This is a genomic window from Bartonella sp. HY328 (genome assembly GCF_025449335.1).
In the GTDB taxonomy this organism is placed as follows: Bacteria; Pseudomonadota; Alphaproteobacteria; order Rhizobiales; family Rhizobiaceae; genus HY038.
On the sequence record NZ_CP104883.1, the window covers coordinates 347,011 to 372,500 of the forward strand.

Below are 25,490 nucleotides of genomic sequence, written 5' to 3' on the forward strand. Positions count from 1 at the left end.
AAAATATTCACCGAACCATAGCTTAATGCTAAAGTTTATTCTTCTTCCATATCGGCATGCTCATCGCTTAAGTCAATATCGTCAGCGCTTTCATCTTCCAGCTCGATATTATTTAACCGCACATCAACAATTTTTGCACCGGGAAAATGCGCTAAAATCCGACCAACATCCGGGTCAGCTTCAGCATCTGATAAAAGTTCATCACGATGGGCTTGTTCGGCTTCAGCCATTGTCATGCCACCGCCTTCTCGCAATGCAGTTACCGCCCAACGCTCTCCCGTCCATTCTAATAAAGTCTTGGTGATAATAGTTGAAAGATTACGTGGTGCATCATCCGTTGGTACATATTCCAACACGCCTTGCTTGACGGTTATTGGCCGTACATATTCTTTTAAATAAAATTTAAAATGCAAATCGCGATTTTCATCAGCAAGCGTGATTAGATCATTAAAGCGCTTTATTTCAGGCTTTTTTTTTTCGCTTTTTACTTGCCCATCAATAGAGGCTGCACCCTGCGCTTCACTTTCATTTTGCTGATTTTGAGGTTGTTCAATTTCAGGCTGTTGTAAAACCTCAACCTTAGGCTCTTGTGTTGCCGCTTGTTGCTTGTCGCTTAAAGGCGAGTTTTCTTCAACTGATGAAGAACCGTCTAATTCATCAACGGTGGAAAGCGGTGCAACGCCTTCATCTTTCACTGCATCAGGAACTTGCGTCTTTTCTTCAACCTTGTCTTCTACTTGTGGGATTAAAGCTGATTGCTTATCCACTGGTGCTTGCTCATGATTTTTATTATCTAAGCCAGTATTATCTAATTGAGTGGTTGTTTCTATGGCCACATTTGCAGCATTCTCAACTGGTGGCAAGGGTTGCAGAGCAGGAGTTTGCTCAATTTTGTTTTGCCCATTTGGACTTATTACGTTTGCGCTTTGTGGTGCAGCTAGTTGTTTGGGCGCTGCCTTTTGCAGGGCGACAGCCATTTGGTTCAATGTGATATCCGAAGTTTTACCATCTGCAATAGCTTTTAACGCTTCATCAATTGTTGGTAAATCGGCTGCATGAGCCAGCCGAATAAGCAGCATTTCGGCCGCTTGCAAGGGGCGTGGTGCATTATCAGCTTCGCTAATACCTTTTAACAGCATTTGCCAATTGCGTGATAAGGTGCGGATAGAAAGTTTGCTAGCAAAGTCTGCGCCACGACGACGCTCTTCTTCAGAAAGCGACACATCCTCAAGCAATTGTGGGGTAAAGCGCAAGCGGGTTACCAAGTGATTGAAGTCGGCAAGCTCGGTCAAAATCACGACCGGATCAGCACCGGCATCATATTGACCTTTAAATTCTTGCAAAGCCCCAGCAATATCCCCACTCATAATAAGCTCGAATAGGTCAATGATACGAGCGCGATCAGCAAGGCCAAGCATTGAGCGAACCGCTTCAATATGAACGCTGCCAGCACCGTGAGCAATAGCTTGATCAAGGATGGACAAAGCATCGCGCACTGATCCTTCACCGGCGCGCGCAATCATCGCCAAAGCTTCGCTATCAACGGCAATATTCTCAGCAGCCGATATTTTTTGCAAATGCTGGGTCAAGGTCGCAGAATCGATGCGGCGTAAATCAAAGCGCTGACAACGACTTAATACCGTAATTGGAACTTTACGAATCTCGGTGGTTGCAAAAATGAACTTCACATGAGGTGGTGGCTCTTCCAATGTTTTTAGCAAACCATTAAAGGCCTGCGTTGAAAGCATATGCACCTCATCGATGATATAGACTTTATAGCGTGCTGAAACAGGGCGATAACGCACTTGTTCAATAATTTCGCGGATATCATCAATACCGGTATGGGAGGCAGCATCCATCTCAACCACATCGACATGGCGGCCTTCCATAATGGCTTGGCAATGCTCACCCATCACCGATAAATCAATGGTTGGGCGGTCGATAGTGTTGGTTTTATAATTAAGAGCGCGCGCCAAAATACGAGCAGTGGTGGTTTTACCCACACCGCGTACACCCGTTAGCATCCATGCTTGCGCAATGCGCCCAGCCTCAAAGGCATTAGTAAGGGTGCGCACCATCGGTTCTTGGCCGATAAGATCAGAAAAATCTTGCGGACGATATTTGCGGGCAAGAACGCGATAAGCTTGTTCTGCCGTATTATTGTCCATGCTATCAATCCAAATATCTGAAAAAAGGTTGGCTAAAATATTTCTAGATTTATGGCATTTTGCCAACAGCTTTGCAATTTATTTATTTGCAAAAAAATTGCGATTTACACAGCCGAAATATCCAAATCCAATATGGTAAATGATGAGCTGCAAAGCTTAAAACAGGTGGGAAACTGGCTCGGTGACCCGACCCAGATTCGTTAGGGCTGCTTCCTTCCGGACCTGACCCGATTGGCGAGTGGTTCGTCCACCACCAGCTTCCCACTTGTCATATCGTCAATTTAAGCGCAAAAAGCAAGTATTGATTTTTAAAAAATGGTAAGAAAATACAATGAATAGTCAATTTTCTCTTGATAATCGCTTAGAAAACGACACAAAACTGATCTGTTCCATGAATATTTGCGATTTACGCCTGCTAGATGATAGCCGTTGGCCATGGTTGGTTCTTATTCCAAGAATCGCTAATGCTGTGGAATTGCATATGCTGGATGCGCAAAGCCAAAGCGCAATTTTTGCAGAAATAATGAGTGTATCGCAAGCTTTGCATAAAATTTTTCCCAATACAAAAATTAATACTGGTGCGCTTGGTAATATGGTGCGGCAATTGCATATTCACATTATTGCACGCTGTGAAAATGATGCAAATTGGCCAGGGCCAGTTTGGGGCGTTGCAGGAAAAACAGCTTATGATGATGAGGCTGCCTTTACTATAATGGATAAAATCAAACATGCTTTAGGGAATGATGAGCTTAATTAAAAAAGAAAAATAAAGTTACGGTAAAGCTAAAAAAGGCAAAAATTATATGATTTTAAGTAGATTTTACAGGAGGTTAATCTATTTTTAGAAAACCCGATTAACCTATTTAATAGCTTTTAAATATCGATCATTTTAAAAAGTTTGTCTTTGCTGATGAAATTTTTAAATGCTGACATATGTAGAATAGAACGAGCAAACACAAGATGCTTTGTTCTGTAAATTCTGTTCATCTGTGCTTAGGATCAAATAGGCTTATTTAGTTTAGCCTGTAGACGTCAAGGCATTCTTTTATTTGTAATATTGCAGTTTTCGGGGGAATGATATGCCAGCACCAATTTCTTTTTCAAATATTGCTTTTACTGGTAATCCAATTATCCGCGATTCTGAAAAGCGCAGCGATGATTGTGTGGAGCTTGCGCTAAAAACTGCCGAAAGCTTAATAATATTGTTTGTAAATGGTCTTGTCGTACAAAAGGAAGATACGCCATTACTTGCTCTTGACGAAGTCCAGCAATTTGATCCCGATTGGAAAAGTGCCGTTTATCTTGGACAATATCGTGGCCGTTCGGTTCTTGCTGCCCATAGTGATATCCAGATTGATGATTTAACCGAGCCGTTTATTGCCAGTAATTTACGTGGTCTTTATGCGGATACAAAAATTGCGGCACCTTTCGTTGGTGCTTTGGCGCAAGCCTCATCCTTATTAAATTGGCATGATAATAATGGTTTTTGCGCGCGCTGTGGTGGTGAAACGGTGATGCGCGGCGGTGGCAATCGGCGTAGTTGTAGTAGCTGCGGTGCTGAGCATTTCCCACGTGTTGACCCTATTGCAATTATGTTGGTAACGCGCCGGGATAAATGTCTTTTAGCCCATAATCATAATTTCACCGAAAAGCGTTATTCTTGCTTAGCTGGTTTTGTTGAGCAGGGCGAAACCTTTGAAGCAGCCGTGCGGCGAGAAGTATTTGAAGAAGTGCGGGTTAAAATCGGTGAGGTTACCTATATTGCAAGCCAGCCATGGCCTTTTCCGCAAGCCTTAATGCTTGGCAGTTTTGCTGATGCCCTTAATGATGATATTTTCATTGATGATAGTGAAATAGCCTCGGCTCAATGGTTTGATCGTGCAGAAGTAAATAGCATGCTACTTGAAAAACATCCGCAAGGTTTTAACTTGCCACCTATAGGCTCCATTGCCAGTTACCTTATTCGCCGTTGGTTACATAAATTTACTAAAGGTAAAGTTTAGAGGCCCTATCGACAGCAGATACGTAAAGATTTAAGATGCTTGGTTTATTAAGACACCTAACGAATTAGGGGCTGCCCCTAATTTAACGCTTGTTCTATCGCGCCTGTGTTTTGTCATGAAACTGCAATGTCATGACGATAACACTTAATGGTATTTAGAATGACGAGGTCGTTATGTTAAAAATTTTTCGTATTTGCGCAATTGGGGCGCTGGTTTCTATGTCTGCTTTATCTGCTTTTGCACAAGTGCATCTTGATCACTTACCGCAAAGTGACAAGGTTCCAGACGAATTTGTCGCTGTTATTGAAATACCGCAGGGCAGTAATGTAAAATATGAAATTGATAAGGAAAGCGGGCTTATTTTTGTTGACCGCTTCCAATCTATGCCTGTGGTTTATCCTGCCAATTATGGTTCAGTGCCAAGCAGTCTTGCTGGTGATGGTGATCCTCTTGACGTCATTGTTTATACTCGCAGCCCAATTATGCCAGGTGCAGCCATTAAAGTACGCCCGATAGGCATGTTAAAAATGATTGATGGCGGCGAAACTGATGATAAGATCGTTGCGGTGCCAACATCAAAAATTGATCCAACCTATGACACTATAAAAGAGCTTAAAGACTTACCAGAAATTGAAGTTTTACGGCTTGAGCAATTTTTCGCCATTTACAAGAATTTACCCGAAGGGCGTAAAAAAGTTGAGTTAAATGGCTTTGAGGATGCGGCTGCGGCTCGTATAGCGATTAAAACCGCTGTCGATGCCTACAAGGAAAAAAATACCGCGCATTAGAGCGCATTTCGATCTGATTGAATCAGATCGGCGCTCTAATCCATTGTTTACACCGCGTTTTTATCCAAAAACCGCTTCACACTTTTCGGAAAACGCTCTAAGCTTAGCAATAGCAAACTATAGGAAAAAATAAAAAGCGCTTATGTGAAACAAACACAAGCGCTTTATTTATGCATTAATGTTTAACTCTTAATCAAGAGTGAAGTCAAAACGGTAGCTACCTGATACACCAACGGTGAATTGGTTTTTAGAGCCGCGCTGCTTAACAAGGCTAGAATCGGCCGCAGGACCGGTTAAACGATCATATTCAGCAAAAAGACTGGTGGTGATCTTGTCAGTGGTTTTCCAAGTCACCGCACCGCCAGCACCAACTGAGCCAATGCCGCCTTTTGGATTATAAGGCTTGAGGCCGGTTAATGGTGCGCGAATTTCATCTACACCATAAAACGCTTCATAATAATCTTTTGAAGCAACAAACATTCTTGGGCCGGCTGAAACGCGAACGGTTGGCGTAACATCGTGGAAAGCATCAACGGCGATATCAGCAACAACCCCTTGGTGAGAGCGAATACCGTGGCGCACTTCAACACGCGCGCGCATCCAATCAACAGGATAAAGCTCAGCGAAAAGACCTGCTTCACCGCCGAGTTTAACACGTTTCATACCCTTTAGATCATCCGATGTGCCGCCATCACGCTGCCAAATAATCTTACCAACAATACCAGCATTAAATGGACCCGAAGAAATGAGACCAAAGGAAGGATTATCATTACGTGAGGAAAAGCGCGCCTCAGAACCGGTGCGGCCAATTGAAAAAATCGGCGCAAATTTAAATTCGTTCTTAGAATCACCTTCATAGCTGGGGGCACTATAAGCCGAACCACCTAAGGTAAGGGACCAGTTACCAGACCAAAAATGTGCTTTTTCTTGCGGCATAGCAATGCCATCATTATAGCCACTGCTATTATTACTATAGCCGTTATTATTGTAACTATTGCCGCTATTATAATCGGCAGCCATAGCGGGTAGCGCGGCAAATGATGCGGCTGATAAAAGTGCAGCAGTAATTATTTTTTTTGTGCCGCTTCGTAAGTGATGACCTAAAAACACGTTATAAAACTCCAATATAAACCCCGCCTTGTTTTCACGATTCCGGTGGTCAAGATTAACCATATTACCTGAAAGTCAAAAAGAAAACACCATCATTGTCGGCAATAAGTGTAAAATTTGATTTAAATAATGAAATCAAGTTTCATATTTTAAGCCGAAAAGTGTTTTCTTTTATTTTATGGTTTCCAAGGGGTTAAAATTATTTTTCAAGCTACGCAACAAACCAAATTATAAATAAGCAACGGCAACATCAGTTTGTAAGTATTCCTTATTCAATTTTTGCGCGACCAATGGATTTTTAAAAAAACTAACCATCTGATAATTATGTAATTTTTATAATTCTCCACAATGTAATTAAGATATTTACTTATTAAAATATCCTATTTTTAAAATATGTTTGAACACTGTTCATTTATAATTTATGATTGATATATGATAGAGGATAAAAATGCAAGAAAAAAATAGTTTTGAAAGCTGCATACCAGCATTGAGCCGTGTCGAGCGCCTTTTTAATATTGTAAGTTTTACAATCATTGCCTGTATCATCGGCGCAGCCATAACCACCTACCAATATCCAAAAAGCCAAGCAAAGTCGTTTTTTTGGGGTGGTGAAACATTATGGCAAGCAAGTTTTGCGCCAATCATTTGGATATTTTTTATTGCTTTGCCGGCAGCCCTCGCAATAAGTTTCCTTTTTCGCCATCAATATAAAATCTGGCGTATTGGCTCTTATTGGATGATGGTCACAAGCATTATTTTTGGCATTTTTTTTGCTATAATGCCTGTTATACGAACGATCCATACCAGTCTTACACAATTGTTTTGTGGCTTTTCCTCGGCGTTTCGTGTTTTATTATTGGTAGAAAATAATATAAATAAATCCTTTAATTCTTGCCTTGCACAAAACAATGTTAATCTTAATCAGGTTTATGGTCTTTCAATCTATCTAATTTATGGTGCGGCTATTATCAGTTTTGTTACCTTAAGCTACTTAATCATTGTTAAGGTCAGGAAAAAATAGTGCTAGACACTAAGGCCTTGCCTACTAATATCTACAATATATCTGTAGCTTATATATGTCGCTTGTAGATATAATCTTCAAACGGCTCTGTTTGTAGGTTGCATAATCGCCCTAACTTAGTATTGGCCGCTGATAAATTGGAGCGTGAAGCCTATTACCGGCATATAAAAAGGGAAAGACGGGCTTTTTTATCATTGCTTCAAAATAATAATCCGGATGCAAAAGCATCCGGATTATCTCCTGGGCCGGGATGACAGATGGTAAATTGCGGGGCACCTATCTGCCGTCATTACATGCAGGATATCATATAATGGCATTACAACTATAGGGTGTAAAATGATCTTTGTCAAATAAATTAATCGGCTAATTAATTTTTTTAATCATGTTTTTAGGAAATGGCTTTTTTACTTTGCAAATTACACCTAAATATCAAAGATGTTTAATAATATTAAATTCGAGAGGTGCAATTTTGATCATTTATATCCCCACCCAACCGCATTTCCAAGGCTAAATATGCGTTAAGTGAGGGGGAAATGATAAATCCCGTATAGGTTGTATACAAGCAGTCATATAGGCCTTGGCAAAACAACTAAATTAAAGGTAGAGTAGCATAAAATACCCATACTTGAAGCATATTTTGTTGTTTAGGTATTTTTGTTTTTATTTCAGCCTATAGCCGGAAATTTTTGCTATTTAAACGAATGTTACATTTTTAAGTTTTATAGCAGCTTTGTATCAAGGGCAGACAATATAAGTTGATAGAAAGAAGAGGGGGAAGAGACAATCGTGGTGTTAAATCATATGAAAATGATCGTCTATTTTTTATTTTTATTTTTTGCTTATCCACTTAGTACATTGGCCAATGATACTGAAGGTTATTTTGCTGCTGGTGGATTGGTGTTAAAAAAAATGAATACATTGAGATGGTTTCAGAAGAACTTTATATTTCGGCAGATAAAATTGAAGTTTATTACGTTTTTAAAAATACATCCGATAAAGATATTAAAACGACGTTTTTTTTTCCTTTGCCGCCCCTTATCATCGTTGATTCCCGCATTTTGAATGCACAAAGAGATTTGGCTGAAGGTAATATTGATTTTCATGTTTGGATAAATGGTAAGGAGGCTTCAACTAAATATCATAAAGAAGTTGCACGCGGTGCGGAGCGCGAAAGATTGAGACGAGAATATGTAGATGGCTATGATAAAAATAGTATTTTTATGCTTCATGCCTTTTACTGGGAGCAAATATTTCCTGCAGGAAAAATAATAAAGGTGCGGCATGCATACACGCCAATGGTGGGTACGGGTGTTCCACAAGCTATTGAACACCTGATTGATGGTACTATAGACTATGATAAAGCCTATTGCCTTGATAAGACTTTTAAATCAGCATTAAAACAGAAAATGAAACTAGGATATAAAAGTGTCCATTTAACAAATATTGGCTATATTTTACAAACTGGTGGTAATTGGGCTGGAGGAACAATTGGGGATTTTCGTCTTGTTGTTGATAAGGGGAAACAAGATAATCTACTCAGTTTTTGTGGTGATAATGTCAAAAAGATAAGCGCGACACAATTTGAAATACGGGCAAAAAACTTTAAACCAAAGCAGGATTTAGGCATTCTCATTTTTTCAGATTGGATGAAATGATTAATAAAAATATTACAAAAACCATCATAGACATTTTAAACTTTTTTGTGAATTTAATTAAAACATATTTATATTGTTTATTAAATACATTGTTTTTTAAATATAATGGCAAATAAAGCATGGGAAGTATTTTATTATGTTTGAATTTATAGCTTATATGCCACCCAACAATATATTATATGAGTTTAATGCACCTTTTGTAATAAAAAAGGACAATGATAATTACATATTATATATCAGCAAAAAGCCAATCAATTATAGTTTTGTATATAATAATGATGTCAGTAATTTATTGCCGAATAAAATTGATAAAAAATCTGATATCTACAATAAAATTGCATGTGCTTTTAATATTTCACAATATAATAATGTTGCGTTAAATGATATTTTTGCAACTTCTAATTATAATTTTTATTCTTATAATGGTAAATACTTGGAGATGATAAATTATAATGATTGCTTGATGGCAGTAAAGTTTTATGCAGCGTCTATATATAAAGAGACTTTTCCTGATTACAAAATATTTGAATAAAAATACTTAGAATATGAGAATTATTATAGACCTCTTCAAGCAAGTGTAATTGTTGAAAAAATAAGAAATCCACTTGCTAGCGTTATAGGTACAGGTGTTACAAATATTATTATAGTAATTATGGATAAATAAATGCCCAAAATAATCTGCGAGTGCGGTGAAATACTACGTTATAGTTTAATCCCAAACCCCATAGAGTGGTTGACAATTGATAAATCACAATTTTGCAATTTTTGGTATAAAGATTTAAAAGATGAATTGTATATAGCGTTTAAAAGTCTGTTGCATTGCAATAATTGTGGGCGGTTATCGTTTTTTTGTGACGGTTTTCAAAAAGAGCCACATATATACTCAATTGAAAAATATAAGCATGATGAATTTATTGCCAATAAATCAGAGTTTATTTGTAAATGTGGAAATAAAATAGGCTGTGAAAATGAGATACAGAATAAATTTTTAATTTCTGATGTGCTTTATGATAACTATTCTGACCATTTTACAATAGATGAAATGCAAGTAATACTAAAAAACATGATACATTGTGATCATTGTGACCGATTATGGATTTATTGGCTTGGGCGTGAGACGACGCCAATTTGTTACCAACGGATGACTTAATCATAAAGGCCGATTGAAATTTAAATAACACTGATGACAATCTTAACTGCCATATAGTTTTCGCTGTCGCATTCGGGCTGCCGTGAAAAAATATAGATATTTTCCATTTTGGTATAAAATTGAACCACTACTGGTTAAATACGACCAGTAGTGGTTCGACTCAATTTTATTCTATTCTCGTTAACTGTTTTTACGCACCAAGTCTGCCATCATGCCTGCTGCAACACTAAAGCGAGAAATATTAAGATCCCCCTCAATCAGTGTATTCATCCGATTAATGATAGCTTCAACATGGCTGCCTTCGGCTTCAAGCCAGCTTTGGGCTGGATTTTCAGCGTCGTTAAAGTCACGCAAGGCTTTCATCACCATGCGGCGCAGCGCATCAATAATGCTATCATTGGCCTGCGCCAACGCCATGCCATCATAATAGTCAACCACGGGTATGGTGCGGCTAGCATTTTCAATGCGGTTAATACGGAATATTTCAGCAAGTTTGAAATAAGTTTGTGCTGCACGAATAAGGTCGGAACCAGTTTGATAGGCTACCAAAGCAATGTCAGGTACAACTGATGCCGTTTCCAGCATTGCAAGGCGTTTAGCAAGAGCATTTGGTGCGCCTTGTGCCTCAAACTCTGCTGCTACTTGTATCATTTGTTCACGCATATAATCAGGGATTAGCGTTTCCAATTGCGGCTCAATAGCCATGCGTGCTTCGGTCATTGACTGGATATGCTCATTTAATGGCTTATCCAATTTGACATTTTGTAATAACCAGCTGGTAACTGCAAACATCATGCGCGAAATAGCCGCGTAGAAACTATTTTGCACAAGGCCTGGTACTTTATTATCAAGCGCATCAATTTCAGCATAAAGCGAATTTAAGTCAAAACTGTCGCGCACCAAAACAAAGGCGCGAATAACCGATTCGGCTGAATGGCCAGTTTTGTCTTGTAAGCGATTGACAAATGTCGGCCCACCACGATTAACTACATCATTGGCAAGCAATGTTGCAATAATATCGCGGCGTAATTGGTGGTTGCTGATTTCCTCGGCATATTTTTCGCGCATTGCTGGTGGGAAATAATTAAACAATGCAGTTTCAAAATATGGATCTTCTGAAAGTGGATTGGTTGCAATTTCCGCTTGCAAAGTAATCTTAGCATAAGCCATGATAACCGATAATTCGGGACGGGTTAAGCCAATTCTCTTTGCTTGGCGATCAGCCAAGGCTTCATTATCTGGTAGGACTTCAACGCGGCGATCAAGCAGTTTTACCCGTTCCAAATCATGCATGAAGCGGATTTGATAAGGCAAGTCAATCACTGCGCGTTTTTCCGCTAAAGAAAGGGTTAGCGGTTGCAAATAATTATTGCGCAAAACAAGGTTTGACACGTCATCGGTCATGCTTTTTAGCAAAATATTGCGATCAGGACGGCTCAGTTTACCTTGGCGCATGGCGCTTGCTAATGCGATTTTGATATTCACTTCAACGTCAGAACAATTAACGCCGGCAGAATTATCAATTGCATCGGTATTGCAACGTCCACCTTTCATTGAATATTCAATGCGGCCGCGCTGGGTCATGCCAAGATTAGCACCTTCACCAACCACTTTTGCTCGGATTTGTGAGCCGGTAATACGGATAGCATCGTTAGCATGATCGCCAACTTGCGCATCATTTTCACCTGATCCGCGAATATAAGTACCGATACCGCCAAACCATAAAAGATCAACAGGTGCTTGCAAAATAGCATTGATGATTTCAAACGGCGTGCCGCTCGTTTTGTTAAAGCCAATAGCTTTAGCAGCTTCTGGGGATAAGGTAATGGTTTTTAGCGAGCGGGAGTAAACACCGCCGCCATTTGAGATTTTTTGCTTATCATAATCCTGCCAGCTTGTGCGAGGTAGGTTAAACAACCGCTCACGCTCAGCAAAGCTTGCATCGGTATCAGGATTTGGATCAATGAAAATATCGCGGTGGTCAAAAGCCGCGACAAGGCGAGTTTTGGTTGATAGCAACATACCATTGCCAAATACGTCACCTGACATATCGCCAACGCCAACTGCACTAAAATCTTGGGTTTGAATATCGTGATCAAACTCACGGAAGTGGCGTTTTACCGCTTCCCAAGCGCCTTTTGCGGTAATGCCCATGGCTTTATGGTCATAGCCAGCAGAACCGCCGGAGGCAAAGGCATCATCTAGCCAGAAATCATTGGCTTCACTAATGGCATTAGCCGTATCTGAAAATGTTGCTGTACCCTTATCAGCAGCAACAACAAAATATGGATCATCACCATCATGGCGGATAATATCTTTTGCCGCAACGACCTTGCCATCAATAATATTATCGGTGATGGAAAGCATGGCGGTAATATAGATGATATAGGCTTGGCGAGCAGCTTCACCAATGGCAGCACGGTCATTGGTTACTGGCAAGTGATGGGGATAAAAACCACCTTTTGAGCCAACAGGTACAATCACCGCATTTTTAACTTGCTGGGCTTTGACAAGACCAAGAACCTCGGTCCGGTAATCTTGCCGGCGATCAGACCAGCGTAGACCACCACGCGCTACAGGGCCAAAGCGTAAATGCACACCTTCAACCGCTGGTCCATAAACAAAAATTTCACGATATGGACGCGGATCAGGTAAAATATCAATCAAATGCGGATCAAGCTTGAAGGCAAGGGTTTTGCGTTCGCTACCATCAGCTTCGCGCTTATAGGCATTAGTGCGCAAACTTGCCGCTATCAAAGTGCGGAATGAACGTAAAATACGATCATCATCAAGGGTTGGCACATCTTGCAATTCGAGCTCAATACGATCACGTACTTCAGTTTCTTTTGCCTCATTGCCATGATGAGGGCAAGTAGGATCAAAGCGCAGGCGGAAAAGACTATAAAGATCGCGGGTAATATTGGGGAAGTTATTGAGCGCGCGTGCAAGGTTATCCTGTGAATAAGGAATACCAGCTTGCTGCAAATAACGACCATAAGCACGCATGATAACTATTTCGCGCCAATCAAGCCCAGCTGATTGAATTAAGCCATTAAACGCATCATCATCAGCATCTTCTGCCCAAATGGCTTCAAAAGCTTCAGCCAATTTTTTGCCAATTTTTGTAAGATCAACCTTGGTTTTATGGGCGTTTTCAAGTTCCATATCATGAAGGAATACGGTTTCGCCAGCACCGTTGTGCAATTCTAACGTTTGTTCGGCAATGACGCGGAAGCCCATATTTTCCAACAAGGGTACGCGCTGTGATAGTTCAAGCGCATCGCCAAGATGGAATAATTTTAGTGAAACAAATTGCGGCTCTTCTTCTATGTGATGATAGAAATTAACCTCAAGCGGATTGTTTTTTGAAAGCTTTTGAATTTCAGCCGCATCAAGCAAGGCACTATCAGCACTAAAGCTGTTACGATAGCTTTGTGGCAAATCCATCGCAAGACGAACAGTATCCATATTAATGCGCTTTTTGCTGGCAGCAAGTTGGACGCGATCTTCCCAATTGCGGATAAGTCCACTAACATCTTCTTCAATTTTTGCTTGTGAAAATTCAGGAACAGATCCACCCTTACGGTGAATGATATAATGGACGCGAGTTAGACCATTATTTAAAAATAGCGGATAAAATTCAAAAAAGTCGCCATCAAAAACTTTGATGAGATATTGGCCTAATTTTTCGCGTGCTTTACTGTCATAGCGGTCGCGCGGCACAAAAACAAGCACTGATACAAAATGGCCAAATGGATCGGGGTCGGCAAGAACGCGGACGCGCGGACGCTCTCCAAGCTCAAGAATTTGTTCCACATTGTTCGTTAATGTATCAACGTCAATACGAAACATTTCATCGCGCGGATAGCCTTCCAACACGTTGATGAGACTGCGGCCAGAATGGTCTTCCATATTAAAACCAAGACGGTTGATAACCGCTTCAGCTTTGGGCTTCAAATAAGGAATACGCAAAACAGAGCTTGTATAAGCAGGTGCGGTGAAAAGGCCAACAAGGCGTAATTCGCCGGCAATATCGCCTTGATCGTTGAATAATTTAACGCCAATGTAATCAAGCCAGACACGGCGATGAACGCGCGAACGGATACGCGCTTTGGTCACAATCATCAGGTCAGGGCTTTCCAAGAAGGACAAAGCCTCACGGGTGATTTCTTCCATTGCATGCTCACGCAGAACACGAATGGATGCATCGGTTAAAATGCCAAGTTCGGTACTTGCTTCACCAAGATTAGCTTCGCCTTTATTGGCTTTCTTGGTTTTATCGCTATCAAGGTGATATTCGCGCATGCCAAGCAGGGTAAAATTATCATTTTTTAGCCAATTTAAAAAATCAGCAACACGCTCGGCATCACCGCTGCGACCACGAGGGTGGTGGGCGCGGTAATGACGAGCAACATCATCAAGCGTGTCAAGCATTGGTTGCCAATCACGCACCGCAGCAGACACCTGCTCTAATACATCACTTAAGCCTTGCTTTAATGTGTCGCTTTGCTCTTGCAGCATTAGCGGTACATGGATTTGCATCAAGCTCTTGCGTTGTTTGCCTCTTGGGGCAGGGCCGCTTGCTGTTTCACGGCTAACGCTTAAAGATTGATCATCATTTTGTGCAACATCAATAACTGGATGAGAAACAAGATAGATTGATGGGGTGTTTTCGCTAATTTCAGCCATGACAGAATCAAGCAAAAAGGGCTTATTGTCATTAACAAGGGTAATAATGCTAACCGGCTCACCAGAACGATTGCACGCATCATTATCTATGCGAATAAGCGAAGCACCATTTTCATGGGCAAGAAGCGCCTTTTGGGCAATGAGCGCCGCATTGGCTAGCTCTCCTGATGCATAAGCTGTAATATCTTCTTCTGGAACATGCTCAAACAACAAAGCTTCAAACGCCGCATTGGCTTTATCTATATTTGTTAGCTTGATTTCTTTGTGCATTAATGGCGCTGCACCCGATGTCATGATCAATTCAATCTCCCAATGATCCTGTTTATCCGCATCATCTAACTTGAAAAATGGCAGTCGTTATTAGCCATAAATTAGATTCTGCAAATGACTATAGTGATTGCTTACATATAAGGCAATCTGATTAATTTTTCGCCAATGCTTTATTGACGGCAAATTCTTATAAAAATATGCGAACATATTGATTTAAGGCCTGTAATTAGGGCTTTATCGTGATGAGTTTTAAAAACTTACTTTTATTAGTCAATAAATCACAAAAAAATGATAAATATAGTATTTAAATTAATGCCTAAAATTTAATCATATTTAGCAAGTTGTAGAAACAGTAATCTATCTTGCGATTAATCATCTTCAAACTTTTAATTTATTCTAAAATAAGTGCCGAAATCTTTAAATATTCTATAAGTTTATATTAGTTTTTTATCATGCGTTTTGCATAAAATAATTTTGAACCTGTCAGTTGTTTTTCATTGCGGCTATTCTATCTAAACTCGCAAGATAATCTTATTATCCAATAAATCTTAGAATATTTAAAAGATTCATTACATAATTTGGATTTTTATTAATATAATAAATTTATTATATGCAATTATTGCAATTTAAAAATAATAAATAATTATTTTTGGATTTAATTTTGATTATTTATAATATGAATATGTATTAAAAAATTTAATAATACATAAATTGTTTTGTTTGGTGAATGTAAAAATCTTTAAAATTGATAATTAAGTTGAGTGCTAAGAAGGCAGCTTAGCATGATGGTTGACATTATAATTTTAAACGTGGGAGTAGCTATCGTGAATTTGTTAAGTAAACATTTTAGTTTAAAAGGTTCGGTATCATATTTCGCTATAACTCTAGCGTTTAGTGGAACAGTGTTTGGTGGCCTAAACATGCCAGAAGCTTTGGCCCAAAATACAATCAACTATACGGGTGGGACAGATAGCACAAATCAGCTATTTAGTGATCCAACTGGTAATAATAGTCAATTTAAAAGTCTTTTCGGGAAAAATGTGGGCACGAGCCAAAATATATTGACGGAAAATATAATCACAATCGGTGATGCAACTGCTGCAACCAAAGTGACATGGAATACAAATCCAGATAATGGCTCAGTTATCGCGCCTTATGTTATTTATGGCGGGATTGATGTGGAAGCGGGTAGAGTAGCTGGAAGTGGTAATGGCGTTGCTGGTAAAGATATAATCAATAACACAATCATTATGAATAATATTGCCTATGACTGGAGCGGAGTTGGCAATAAAGCGCCTGACGGTGTTAGCGGCTCTGACACAGCATTGGGTGGCGGCGTTGGTGGTATGGGCGGCGGCAGTGTCTATGGTGGGTTGAGTATTGGTAGTGTAAGTGACAGCGGTTGGAGCGGCGGTGCTAATAGCGTGTCTGGTGGTATAGGTGGTTCTGTGAGCGGCAATCAAATTATGCTAACCAATGTTCAGCTAAAAGGCGGGCCAGGCGGTGCTGGTGGTGCTGGCGGTGCAGGCAGTGACGGCGGCATGGGGGGCGCAGGTGGTGTTGGCGGTATGGGGGGCGGAAGTATTTATGGTGGTGTGAGTATTGGCGGCGCTGGTGGCAGCGGTGGCCGGGGTGGTACAGGCGGTGCTGTAAGTAGCAATGAGGTTACATTAATTAATGTTATTTTAGCAGGTGGTGCAGGTGGTAATGGCGGTGCTGGCGCGACTGGTGGCAATGGTGGCAGTAGCGGCGGCGGCGGTGGTGGCTATGGCGGCTTTGGTGGCGCTAGCATTTTTGGCGGCTTAAGCCTCGGCAGTACCGGCGGTGATGGTGGAGGCATTGGTGGTACCGGCGGTGTTGTGCAAAGTAATAGAGTTACTTTGATTGATGTCACATTGACCGGAGGGGCAGGGGGGAACGGCAATTTAGGCGGCACTGGAGGCATTGGTGGTATGGGCGGCGGCAGTGTTTTTGGTGGGCTGAGCCTTGGAGGTGGTGGCGGTGGTGATGCCGGAATTGGTGGTGCAGGTGGTTCGGTGAGCGGCAATGAAGTTATATTAACAAATGCTCAGTTGATTGGGGGTAATGGCGGTTCTGGTGGTGATAGCGATTATGGTGCATTAGGTATTAATGGGTTAAGTGGCGGCAGCATTTATGGTGGGGTGAGCTTTGGCGGCGGTAGTGGCTTTAATCAGATTGGAGGTGCAGGCGGTAATGTGAGCGGCAATGAAGTTACACTAACAAACGTACAGTTAACGGCAGCCGCTGGAAATTCTTCAGGTTTTCGCGGCGGTAGTGTTTATGGTGGATTGAGTATTGGCGGTTCTGGTGGCATGGGCGGCAAAAGTAATAACAATGGCTTGATTGGCGACGGTGGCTTAGGTGGCGACGGTGGCTTGGGTGGCATTGTTAGTGGCAATCGTATTAAGATTTCAGGGGAAACGTGGATTTGGGGTGATATTTACGGTGGCTATAGCCACGGCGGCGCCAAAGGTACAGGTACAGGTACAGGTAATGGCACTCCGTCAGTTGACGGTTTAGGCGGTGCGGCTATCAATAATATCGTGACATTAGAGGGCAATGAGATCAAAATTGGTGAGCGCGATGGCAGTGGCAATATAACATCTTACGGCTCTATATGGGGTGGACGAAGTGTGAATGGTGACGGCACAGAAAGTAACGACTTCGCTAAAGTTATTTCTGGCAACACATTAAACCTTGTTGGTTATCGTGGTCACGTTAACGGTATCTACAATTTTGAGAATTATAATTGGACATTGCCAAATGATGTTCAAAATAATGATGTACTCATCACGGTAACAGATCCGGTTCAGATGGATAATACCACACATACAGTTTTAGGCATGCAAGAAGGCGGTACCAATCGTCTTTATGTTGGTGACACAGTCACATTAATTAGCCAAACACAAGGTACTTTGGCTTCCAGCAATATGATTCAGCATTTTTATCAAGGCCAATTCATTTATTATGATGCTACACTCACACAAACTCAAAATCCTGATAAAGCTCTTGTTCTAACAATTGGTACAAAAATTGATAATACACCTGCGCCAGAGCCTACACCAAAGCCGACACCCGCACCTGAGCCAGATAGAAATGAAAATGCTGCACGGGTAAATCCGCAATCTAAATCTTATTCCGAAGGACGCGCAGCGGCTTTAGGTTTTGTCAATCAAGGTGGCGATCTTATTTCAATGGGGCTAGGCGGTATTCGCGGGCAAGCTTTTACTCAAGGGTCGAAAAAAACAATCATACCTTTTATGATTATGAATGGCTCATCTCAGCGCAATAAGACCGGAAGTCATGTTGATATTAAAGGCTTTAACATGGCTATTGGTGTAGCAACGGGTTTTGAATTTGGTGTAGGTCATAAGACAACCCTTGGTGCTTTTTTTGAATATGGCCGTGGTACCTATGATACCTTTAATAGCTTTACCAATTTTGCTTCGGTTTATGGGGATGGTGATACGAATTATAAAGGTGTAGGTATCTTTGGCCGTTTAGATTTTGCAAATACTGGTCTTGGACATGTGGCTAATCTTGCTGCAGATCAAGCTGATGGTGTCTATATTGAAGCATCAATCCGTGCAGGGCGTACTAGCAGCCATTTTGACGCTGGCAATAATATGGCATCATTTGGCATGCTTGAAGGCACCTATCGCGGTTCATATGATAGTAAAAGCCACTATTATGGTGGTCATGTTGCTGGTGGCTATGTCTTCAATTTTGATGAGAAGCAAACGCTTGATATTTATGGCCGTTATTTATGGACACATATGGATGGCGATACCGTTAGCATTGGAAATGAAAAGCTACGCTTTGACAGTGCAACCAGCTCGCGTATTCAAATAGGTGGTCGTTATGCTTATGCTTATAACGCACAGCTTAAGTCCTATATCGGCGCGGCCTATGAATATGAGTTTGATGGAAAAATTGCTGCTAAAGCCTATGAATTTAGTCTTGATAGGCCGTCATTAAAAGGTAGTAGCGGCATATTTGAAGTTGGGCTTAATTTTCAGCCAATTGCTACCAACCGGGCTTTAAGTATTGATTTAAATGCTCAAGGCTATGTTGGGCAACGCCAAGGTGGCGGCGGTGGTTTAAAAATTAAATACCAGTTTTAAAAAAAGCTAAAAAATCAATCTAAATTATAAGATTAGAAATGAAGACGATCAATATGGGTGAATGATGTTCAAGCGCTAGCTTTTCTTCCATTAGCAAAATGCTTCCGGATTTTTGCTTGTCTGGTTATTCTTATCTTCTTTACTAAAAAATATTTGGCGCGTGCTAAAATGGCTGTGTCTTTTTAATTTTACTATGTTCAGTTTCAGTCAAAAGCACTGTTATAGTTACTATAGCAGTGCTTTTGGTGTTTTATGATAAGTCTATTTGGTGCCAAACATCCGATCGCCTGCATCACCAAGGCCTGGTAAAATATAACTATTTTCATCAAGCCCATTATCTATTGACGCGGTGTAAATATCAACATCTGGGTGTTTTTCTTGCAGAAATTTCAACCCTTGTTGAACGGCTAAAACACAAACGAATCGGATTTGGTCAGCGCCGCGCTCTTTAAGGCGTGAAATTGCGGCAGCTGCCGAATGCCCTGTCGCCAGCATTGGATCAACCACGATGACCAAGCGTTCACCTAGATCTTCTGGTGCTTTGAAGTAATATTCAATTGGCTCTAACGTAGTATGATCGCGGTAAAGTCCAATATGGGAAACCCGTGCCGATGGGATAAGCGACAACATGCCTTCTAATAGGCCCTCACCCGCGCGCAAAATTGAGGCAAGTACAAGTTTCTTTCCATCAAGCACCGGTGCTTCCATCGCCATCATAGGTGTTTCAATGGCTGTTGTGGTCATACGCAAGTCGCGTGTTACTTCATAGCCCATGAGTAAAGCGATTTCACGCAATAATTGACGAAAATCACCAGTAGACGTTTCTTTTTTTCGCATCATGGTTAGTTTATGGGCAACGAGCGGATGAGAGATAACATGAACTTGTGACACGGTTATTTCCTAAGTTTTAAGTTTGCAATTGTAGTTTATATATGATGAGCGTATTTGATTGGGTTTAAAAATCAAATGGAAATTAAAAAATTTATCTTCAAGAAGGTGTAAATTTTGTCAAAATCTTATATCATGCTTTAGCACGTTTTTAAATGACGCATGGTTTAATATAAATATTTTAAAATAAATTTGGCGTTAAAATTAATGGCTGTTTTCTGCATTTGCACTGATATGCAAAAAAAGCAATTAAGGTTTAGCGCGGCTTATGTGTCATTGCCTTTTATCGAGCATTGCAGTTCAGTGCAGTCTATAGTAGATAGAATAAATAATTTGAATTTGATGAAAAAGTGAAACATTGCTATAATGGATTTCATTGCTGTTTTGCGCATTCACTAGATAAGATAGGCAATTTCATCAAGTTTATAGCTTTTAAAGATGTGCCCATTTAAAAGGCTTTGTAAAAGAACTCGTTTTTGGTTTTTCTAGGGTAAAAACGCGTTTTTTAGTGATGATTTTGGGCATGGTGAGAACATATCAAAAGGGTTTTTAAAAATGGCAACCGAAGATATCAAGGATAGCAATTCCCGTGTGGGCTCACTTGGTGGTATGGAAAATTCTTTTGGCTTTAAAGCTGTAAAAGAAGAAGAAAAACAGAATATGGTCAATAGTGTTTTTCATTCTGTTGCCCGTAAATATGATATTATGAATGATGTAATGTCGGTAGGTATGCATCGTTTATGGAAAGATGCCATGGTTGCATGGCTATCACCACCGCATCTTGATGGTTGGACAGTGCTTGATGTTGCAGGTGGTACTGGCGATATTTCATTTAAAATTATTGAAGCATCTGGCCGTCATGCCCATGCAACGGTTTTAGATATTAACGGCTCAATGTTGGAAGTTGGCCGTGAGCGCGCCGAGAAAAAGGGGTTGCTTAATCATTGCAATTTTGTTGAAGCCAATGCAGAAAAGCTACCCTTTGATGACCGTCAATTTGATGCTTATACGATCGCCTTTGGTATCCGCAATGTGCCGCATATTGATAAAGCCCTTTCTGAGGCTTTCCGAGTGTTAAAGCCGGGTGGTCGCTTCATGTGTCTTGAATTTTCTGAAGTTGAATTGCCAATTCTTGACAAGGTTTATGATCTTTGGTCTTTCCATGGTATTCCGCGCGTTGGGCAAATGATTGCAGGAGATGCCGATTCCTATCGCTATCTTGTCGAATCTATTCGTAAGTTCCCGCGACAGGATGATTTTGCTGACATGATCCGCACGGCTGGATTTTCGAAGGTTAGTTATCGCAATCTCACTGGTGGCATTGCCGCCATCCACTCAGGCTGGAAAATTTAATGTCAAAATTTCTTGCATCCTTGCGTTTGATGCGGGCTGGTTATGTTCTTGCTCGTGAAGGTGTGTTAAGTGCCCTTCCAGCCGATGGACTAACAGGGTTGCCAGCCTTAGGTCATCGTGTTGCTAAATGGATGTCACGTGGTAGTGCAAAAAATAGCGAGCGTTCCGAGCGTATTTCTAATGCAATGAATAGGCTTGGCCCGTCTTATGTCAAGCTTGGACAATTTTTAGCAACCCGTCCTGATATTGTTGGCCGTGATGTTGCCGATGACTTATCGCTCTTGCAAGATAAGGTCAAAACCTTTCCACAAGCTGAAGCCATCGCGCAAATTGAAGGCTCGCTTGGCCGCAAGATTGATGATCTTTTTGTTGAATTTGGCGAACCAATTGCCGCCGCATCAATGGCGCAGGTGCATCCGGCTTGGATTTTGGATGACAATGGCAACCGTAAAAAAGTGGCGGTTAAGGTTATTCGCCCTGGTATTCGTCGCCGTTTTGCCCAAGATCTTGAAGGATTTTACCTCGTAGCAAGAACGCAAGAGCGTTATGTTGCAGCATCGCGGCGGTTACGCCCCGTTCAAGTAGTTGAAAATCTTGAACAGACAACCCGCCTTGAAATGGATTTGCGCTTAGAGGCTGCGGCTCTTTCGGAACTTGGCGAAAATACTAAAAATGATCCAGGTTTTCGCGTTCCAACGGTTGATTGGGAGCGCACGGGCCGTGATGTTTTGACGATGGAATGGATTGACGGCATTAAAATGTCGGATCGTGATTCCTTGGTTGCAGCTGGTTTTGATCTTGAGGCCTTATCGGTCACCCTTATTCAATCTTTTTTACGCCATACTTTGCGCGATGGTTTTTTTCATGCCGATATGCATCCGGGTAATTTATTTGTCGATAAGGATGGTATTATTGTTGCGGTTGATCTTGGCATTACCGGTCGACTTGGCAAAAAAGAAAAGCGTTATCTTGCTGAAATTCTTTATGGTTTTATTAAACGCGATTATTACCGCGTTGCAAAAGTCCATTTTGAAGCAGGTTATGTACCATCGCATCACAGTATCGAAAGTTTTGCACAAGCTAACCGCGCGATTGGTGAGCCAGTGCATGGCCAATCGGCCGAAACTATTTCGATGGCACGGCTTTTGACGCTGCTTTTTGAAGTGACCGAGCTTTTTGATATGGAGACGCGGCCAGAACTTATTCTCTTACAAAAAACTATGGTTGTGGTTGAAGGAGTGGCGCGCACCCTAGATCCTCATCTTAATATGTGGAAAGCTGCCGATCCTGTAGTATCTGACTGGATCATGCAAAATTTAGGGCCTTTAGGTTTAGTGAAGGATTTGCGCGATAGTGCCATTGCAGTAACCGATCTCGTGCGCAAAACGCCAGAACTTACCAAGCGTTTTGATGACATTACTGCCGGCATGGCACATATGTCCAAACATGGCATTGTTCTTGATGAGGCAACTTTAAAGCGTCTTGCTCGCTATCAATCACGCAGCGGACGGTTCATGCGTTATGCCATTTATATTATTGCCGCTTGCATCCTTTATATCACCTTAAGAATGATATTTTAGCTTCTATTTCAATAGTGGCTTTGGCTGTATAAGTCATAGACAACCACATAAGGCGTGTATGCAATGGATTTAAACGATAAAAAAATATTATTAATTATCGGCGGTAGTATCGCCGCCTATAAATCCCTTGATCTTATTCGCCGCTTACGAGAAAATGGCGCAAATGTCACTGTTGTTATGACAAAGGCTGCACAAGAAATTATTACACCATTAGCGGCTGGTGCTTTGAGTGCCAATCACGTTTACACTGATCTTTTTTCGCGGCTTGATGAGCAAGATGTTGGCCATATCCGCCTTGCTCGCAATCATGATCTTATTATTGTTGCACCTTGTAGCGCAAGTCGCATGGCAAAAATGGCAATAGGTATCGGCGATGATCTTGCTGGTGCAATAATTTTGGCGCGAAATTGCCCAATCCTTTGCGCGCCAGCCATGAACCCGATGATGTGGCAAAATCCAGCAACCAAGCGAAATCTTAAAATCCTTCAAGATGATGGTTTTTTCTTTATTGGGCCTGAAAAGGGTGAAATGGCTGAAGCCCATGAAAATGGTTTTGGCCGCATGAGTGAGCCATTAACTATTGTTGAGGCTGCAAAAAATATTTTATTAGATAAAGACAACCGTCCCTTATCTGGCCGTCATATCATTGTGACATCAGGCCCCACCCATGAACCAATTGATCCGGTGCGTTATATTGCCAATCGCTCTTCGGGAAAACAGGGACATGCAATAGCCAAGGCTCTTGGTCATTTGGGCGCTAAGGTAACACTCGTTTCTGGTCCCGTTACCGTGAATGATCTGCAAAAAACTCCTTTTTTGGATATTCAAACTATTCATGTAGAAACAGCTCATGAAATGCTGCAGCAAGTTGAGATTGCTTTGCCGGCGGATGCTGCTATTTTTGCTGCAGCCGTTGCAGATTGGCGCATGGATAGCCCAAAAAATCAAAAAATGAAAAAGCAGCAAGGGCAAGATAGCCTTACTCTTTCCTTGGTACAAAACCCAGATATTCTTGCAACGATTGCACATGGCGATAATCGCCCAAAGTTGGTTATTGGTTTTGCCGCCGAAACCAATGATTTGATCAGCAATGCTCAAAAAAAATTAGAAAAAAAGGCTGCGGATTGGATTATCGCCAATGATGTTTCAATTAATGAAAAGGGCGAAAGCATTATGGGCGGCGATCAGAATCATATTTATATTGTGCAAAAGGATAAGGTTGAAGAATGGCCGCTTCTTGATAAGTGGCAGGTGGCCGAAAAATTAGCCGAAAAAATAGCCGATTATTTTGCGGCTCATGGATGATAGTTTAATAAGTTTCTTCTCTATCTTATATGATCACATATGTGTAAAAGGGCGGTATAACCGCCCTTCATTTTGTCGATAATGCAAAAATAACTCAATTTCAGCTTATGAATTTGAAAGTGGGGCTGATGAGGCCACTTGCGTGCTGCGTGGTCCATTTTTCATTAAAGTATCAATATGATCGCGTTCACGTTTGAAAGCGATAAGATCATCGCCGCGAAGAGATTCTTCATCAGGAAGGCGAATACGCATTGGATCGACTTTAGTGCCATTAACAACAATCTCGTAATGAAGATGTGGGCCAGTTGAAAGTCCGGTAGAGCCAACAAAACCGATTACTTGACCTTGGCGTACATGCATGCCGGGCTTTAACCCTTCTGCAAAGGCACTTTGATGCGAGTAACTGCTAATATAGCCGTTGGCATGTTGGATTTCTGTGTGGTTACCATAACCGCTACTCCAGCCTGCTTTTAACACTATACCATCACCGGCAGCAACAATTGGTGCTCCCCGTGGTGCCGACCAGTCAACACCGGTATGCATGCGCACATAGCCAAGAATCGGATGGCGTCTTGGGCCAAACGGCGAGCGAAACACCCCATTGGGAACTGGTTTTCTTAATAAGAATTGTTTGGAGTTACGCCCTTCACGGTCGTAATAATCGATTTTACCATCTTGTGATTGGAAGCGGTAGTAGCGTTTCACCATATCACCAAATGTCGCGGCAACGTATAAAATCTCGGGGCTGCTGTTGCCAAAAGTCTTATCTGGTTTTGGATAAAAAACCTCTAATGAATCAGTAACCGCGATATTGGACTGCATATCAATATCATTGGCTAACATACGCACTAATTGTCGTGCACCATCTTCACCCATATTATAAGAAAGAGCAGACTGCACGACCGCATCATAGACCGTTGGCAATTTATCAGCAGAAACGCGAATAATCGGCATGTCACCATCAAGAGCCGAGGTTAAAAGTGCAGTGGTTTCGGGTTCCTTACAACGAATGAAATTATCATGGTCATCAAGGGCGATACTCATAATATGCTTTTTGTCTTGGTAAATACTTGCGCGGACAATCGTTCTTTTTCCGGTTTTGTCGGTTTCAACGCCAAGACGCAAAATACTACCGGCAATAAGTTCATCATCCTCCACCATCGCACCAATGGCATCAGCAATACGATTCGCATCAGAGCCGCTAAAGTTAGCACGGTTCAAAATATCGATTATCTTTTCATTGCGGATAAAGGGTAAAATATCTTCTGAATAATTTTCAGTGGCTTGGCGATTGATTGAGCCCATGGCGATCGATACGTTTTCTTGGAAAACCCGTACATCAAGTGTGTCGTTAAAACTAACAGA

General features: G+C 41.2%; 16 protein-coding genes and 1 other RNA gene (1 of these 17 running past the window's edge). 11 read left to right on the forward strand and 6 right to left on the reverse strand.

Translation table 11 applies throughout. The features are described 5' to 3' along the window. Positions 1-35: 35 nt before the first annotated feature. Positions 36-2,168 (reverse strand): DNA polymerase III subunit gamma/tau, encoded by a 2,133-nt coding sequence (locus tag N5852_RS01405; protein WP_262098598.1) that lies wholly within the window; start codon positions 2,166-2,168, stop codon positions 36-38. Between the two features lie 165 nt (positions 2,169-2,333). After that, positions 2,334-2,430: signal recognition particle sRNA small type (gene ffs / locus N5852_RS01410), an RNA gene on the reverse strand. 69 nt (positions 2,431-2,499) lie between these two features. On the opposite strand from ffs, the gene N5852_RS01415 reads away from it, so the two are divergent. The 3 genes from N5852_RS01415 (at position 2,500) to N5852_RS01425 (ending at position 4,959) form a co-directional block, all read left to right on the forward strand. Next, positions 2,500-2,925, forward strand: a complete 426-nt coding sequence (locus N5852_RS01415) for an HIT domain-containing protein (RefSeq protein WP_262098599.1) — start codon at positions 2,500-2,502, stop codon at positions 2,923-2,925. A 322-nt stretch (positions 2,926-3,247) separates the two neighbouring features. After that, entirely contained in the window at positions 3,248-4,171 is a 924-nt protein-coding gene (gene nudC, locus N5852_RS01420) for an NAD(+) diphosphatase (protein ID WP_262098600.1), read from the forward strand. Positions 4,172-4,344: 173 nt separating this feature from the next. Beyond that, the gene (locus tag N5852_RS01425; protein WP_262098601.1) at positions 4,345-4,959 is read left to right on the forward strand and encodes an inorganic diphosphatase; all 615 of its coding nucleotides are present in this window, start codon (positions 4,345-4,347) and stop codon (positions 4,957-4,959) included. A gap of 189 nt (positions 4,960-5,148) precedes the next feature. On the opposite strand, the gene N5852_RS01430 is transcribed toward N5852_RS01425, so the two are convergent. Continuing rightward, on the reverse strand, positions 5,149-5,895 hold the full coding sequence (locus N5852_RS01430) for a MipA/OmpV family protein (RefSeq protein WP_410004240.1): 747 nt from the start codon (positions 5,893-5,895) through the stop codon (positions 5,149-5,151). 622 nt (positions 5,896-6,517) lie between these two features. Here N5852_RS01430 and N5852_RS01435 point away from each other — a divergent pair. From N5852_RS01435 to N5852_RS01450, 4 genes are all read left to right on the forward strand, one after another. Continuing rightward, positions 6,518-7,090: a hypothetical protein gene (locus N5852_RS01435; protein WP_262098603.1), complete on the forward strand. Its 573-nt coding sequence runs from the start codon at positions 6,518-6,520 to the stop codon at positions 7,088-7,090. Positions 7,091-7,983: 893 nt separating this feature from the next. After that, complete coding sequence (locus N5852_RS01440; RefSeq protein ID WP_262099651.1) at positions 7,984-8,745, forward strand: DUF4424 family protein; 762 nt, start codon at positions 7,984-7,986, stop codon at positions 8,743-8,745. Positions 8,746-8,881: 136 nt separating this feature from the next. Next, on the forward strand, positions 8,882-9,277 hold the full coding sequence (locus N5852_RS01445) for a hypothetical protein (RefSeq protein ID WP_262098604.1): 396 nt from the start codon (positions 8,882-8,884) through the stop codon (positions 9,275-9,277). 132 nt (positions 9,278-9,409) lie between these two features. Continuing rightward, positions 9,410-9,895, forward strand: coding sequence for a DUF8617 domain-containing protein (locus N5852_RS01450; RefSeq protein ID WP_262098605.1), 486 nt, complete (start codon positions 9,410-9,412; stop codon positions 9,893-9,895). Positions 9,896-10,075: 180 nt separating this feature from the next. On the opposite strand, the gene N5852_RS01455 is transcribed toward N5852_RS01450, so the two are convergent. Then, positions 10,076-14,854: an NAD-glutamate dehydrogenase gene (locus N5852_RS01455; protein WP_262099652.1), complete on the reverse strand. Its 4,779-nt coding sequence runs from the start codon at positions 14,852-14,854 to the stop codon at positions 10,076-10,078. A 920-nt stretch (positions 14,855-15,774) separates the two neighbouring features. On the opposite strand from N5852_RS01455, the gene N5852_RS01460 reads away from it, so the two are divergent. After that, complete coding sequence (locus N5852_RS01460; protein WP_262098606.1) at positions 15,775-18,999, forward strand: autotransporter outer membrane beta-barrel domain-containing protein; 3,225 nt, start codon at positions 15,775-15,777, stop codon at positions 18,997-18,999. 261 nt (positions 19,000-19,260) lie between these two features. Here N5852_RS01460 and upp read toward each other — a convergent pair whose 3' ends face one another. Next, positions 19,261-19,890: a uracil phosphoribosyltransferase gene (gene upp / locus N5852_RS01465; RefSeq protein WP_262098607.1), complete on the reverse strand. Its 630-nt coding sequence runs from the start codon at positions 19,888-19,890 to the stop codon at positions 19,261-19,263. A 552-nt stretch (positions 19,891-20,442) separates the two neighbouring features. On the opposite strand from upp, the gene ubiE reads away from it, so the two are divergent. From ubiE to coaBC, 3 genes are all read left to right on the forward strand, one after another. After that, positions 20,443-21,240 (forward strand): bifunctional demethylmenaquinone methyltransferase/2-methoxy-6-polyprenyl-1,4-benzoquinol methylase UbiE, encoded by a 798-nt coding sequence (gene ubiE, locus N5852_RS01470; RefSeq protein ID WP_262098609.1) that lies wholly within the window; start codon positions 20,443-20,445, stop codon positions 21,238-21,240. Then, positions 21,240-22,820, forward strand: coding sequence for a 2-polyprenylphenol 6-hydroxylase (gene ubiB / locus N5852_RS01475; RefSeq protein WP_262098610.1), 1,581 nt, complete (start codon positions 21,240-21,242; stop codon positions 22,818-22,820). The genes ubiE and ubiB overlap by 1 nt, the downstream gene beginning before the upstream one ends. 63 nt (positions 22,821-22,883) lie before the next feature. After that, positions 22,884-24,125, forward strand: a complete 1,242-nt coding sequence (coaBC, locus tag N5852_RS01480; protein ID WP_262098611.1) for a bifunctional phosphopantothenoylcysteine decarboxylase/phosphopantothenate--cysteine ligase CoaBC — start codon at positions 22,884-22,886, stop codon at positions 24,123-24,125. A gap of 105 nt (positions 24,126-24,230) precedes the next feature. Here coaBC and N5852_RS01485 read toward each other — a convergent pair whose 3' ends face one another. Then, positions 24,231-25,490 carry the 3' portion of a M23 family metallopeptidase gene (locus N5852_RS01485; RefSeq protein ID WP_262098613.1) on the reverse strand. It continues 705 nt past the right edge of the window, so 1,260 of the gene's 1,965 nt are visible here — the last part of the coding sequence; its start codon lies beyond the right edge, outside the window; its stop codon occupies positions 24,231-24,233.

What these genes read in the sequence shown, in the direction of transcription:
- N5852_RS01460 (WP_262098606.1), top strand. Translation starts at nt 15,775, where the DNA reads ATGCCAGAAGCTTTGGCCCAAAATACAATCAACTATACGGGTGGGACA.
- N5852_RS01455 (WP_262099652.1), bottom strand. Translation starts at nt 14,854, where the DNA reads ATGCACAAAGAAATCAAGCTAACAAATATAGATAAAGCCAATGCGGCG.
- N5852_RS01445 (WP_262098604.1), top strand. Translation starts at nt 8,882, where the DNA reads ATGTTTGAATTTATAGCTTATATGCCACCCAACAATATATTATATGAG.
- N5852_RS01450 (WP_262098605.1), top strand. Translation starts at nt 9,410, where the DNA reads ATGCCCAAAATAATCTGCGAGTGCGGTGAAATACTACGTTATAGTTTA.
- coaBC (WP_262098611.1), top strand. Translation starts at nt 22,884, where the DNA reads ATGGATTTAAACGATAAAAAAATATTATTAATTATCGGCGGTAGTATC.
- ubiB (WP_262098610.1), top strand. Translation starts at nt 21,240, where the DNA reads ATGTCAAAATTTCTTGCATCCTTGCGTTTGATGCGGGCTGGTTATGTT.
- N5852_RS01435 (WP_262098603.1), top strand. Translation starts at nt 6,518, where the DNA reads ATGCAAGAAAAAAATAGTTTTGAAAGCTGCATACCAGCATTGAGCCGT.
- ubiE (WP_262098609.1), top strand. Translation starts at nt 20,443, where the DNA reads ATGGCAACCGAAGATATCAAGGATAGCAATTCCCGTGTGGGCTCACTT.
- N5852_RS01430 (WP_410004240.1), bottom strand. Translation starts at nt 5,895, where the DNA reads ATGCCGCAAGAAAAAGCACATTTTTGGTCTGGTAACTGGTCCCTTACC.
- nudC (WP_262098600.1), top strand. Translation starts at nt 3,248, where the DNA reads ATGCCAGCACCAATTTCTTTTTCAAATATTGCTTTTACTGGTAATCCA.
- N5852_RS01405 (WP_262098598.1), bottom strand. Translation starts at nt 2,168, where the DNA reads ATGGACAATAATACGGCAGAACAAGCTTATCGCGTTCTTGCCCGCAAA.
- N5852_RS01425 (WP_262098601.1), top strand. Translation starts at nt 4,345, where the DNA reads ATGTTAAAAATTTTTCGTATTTGCGCAATTGGGGCGCTGGTTTCTATG.
- N5852_RS01415 (WP_262098599.1), top strand. Translation starts at nt 2,500, where the DNA reads ATGAATAGTCAATTTTCTCTTGATAATCGCTTAGAAAACGACACAAAA.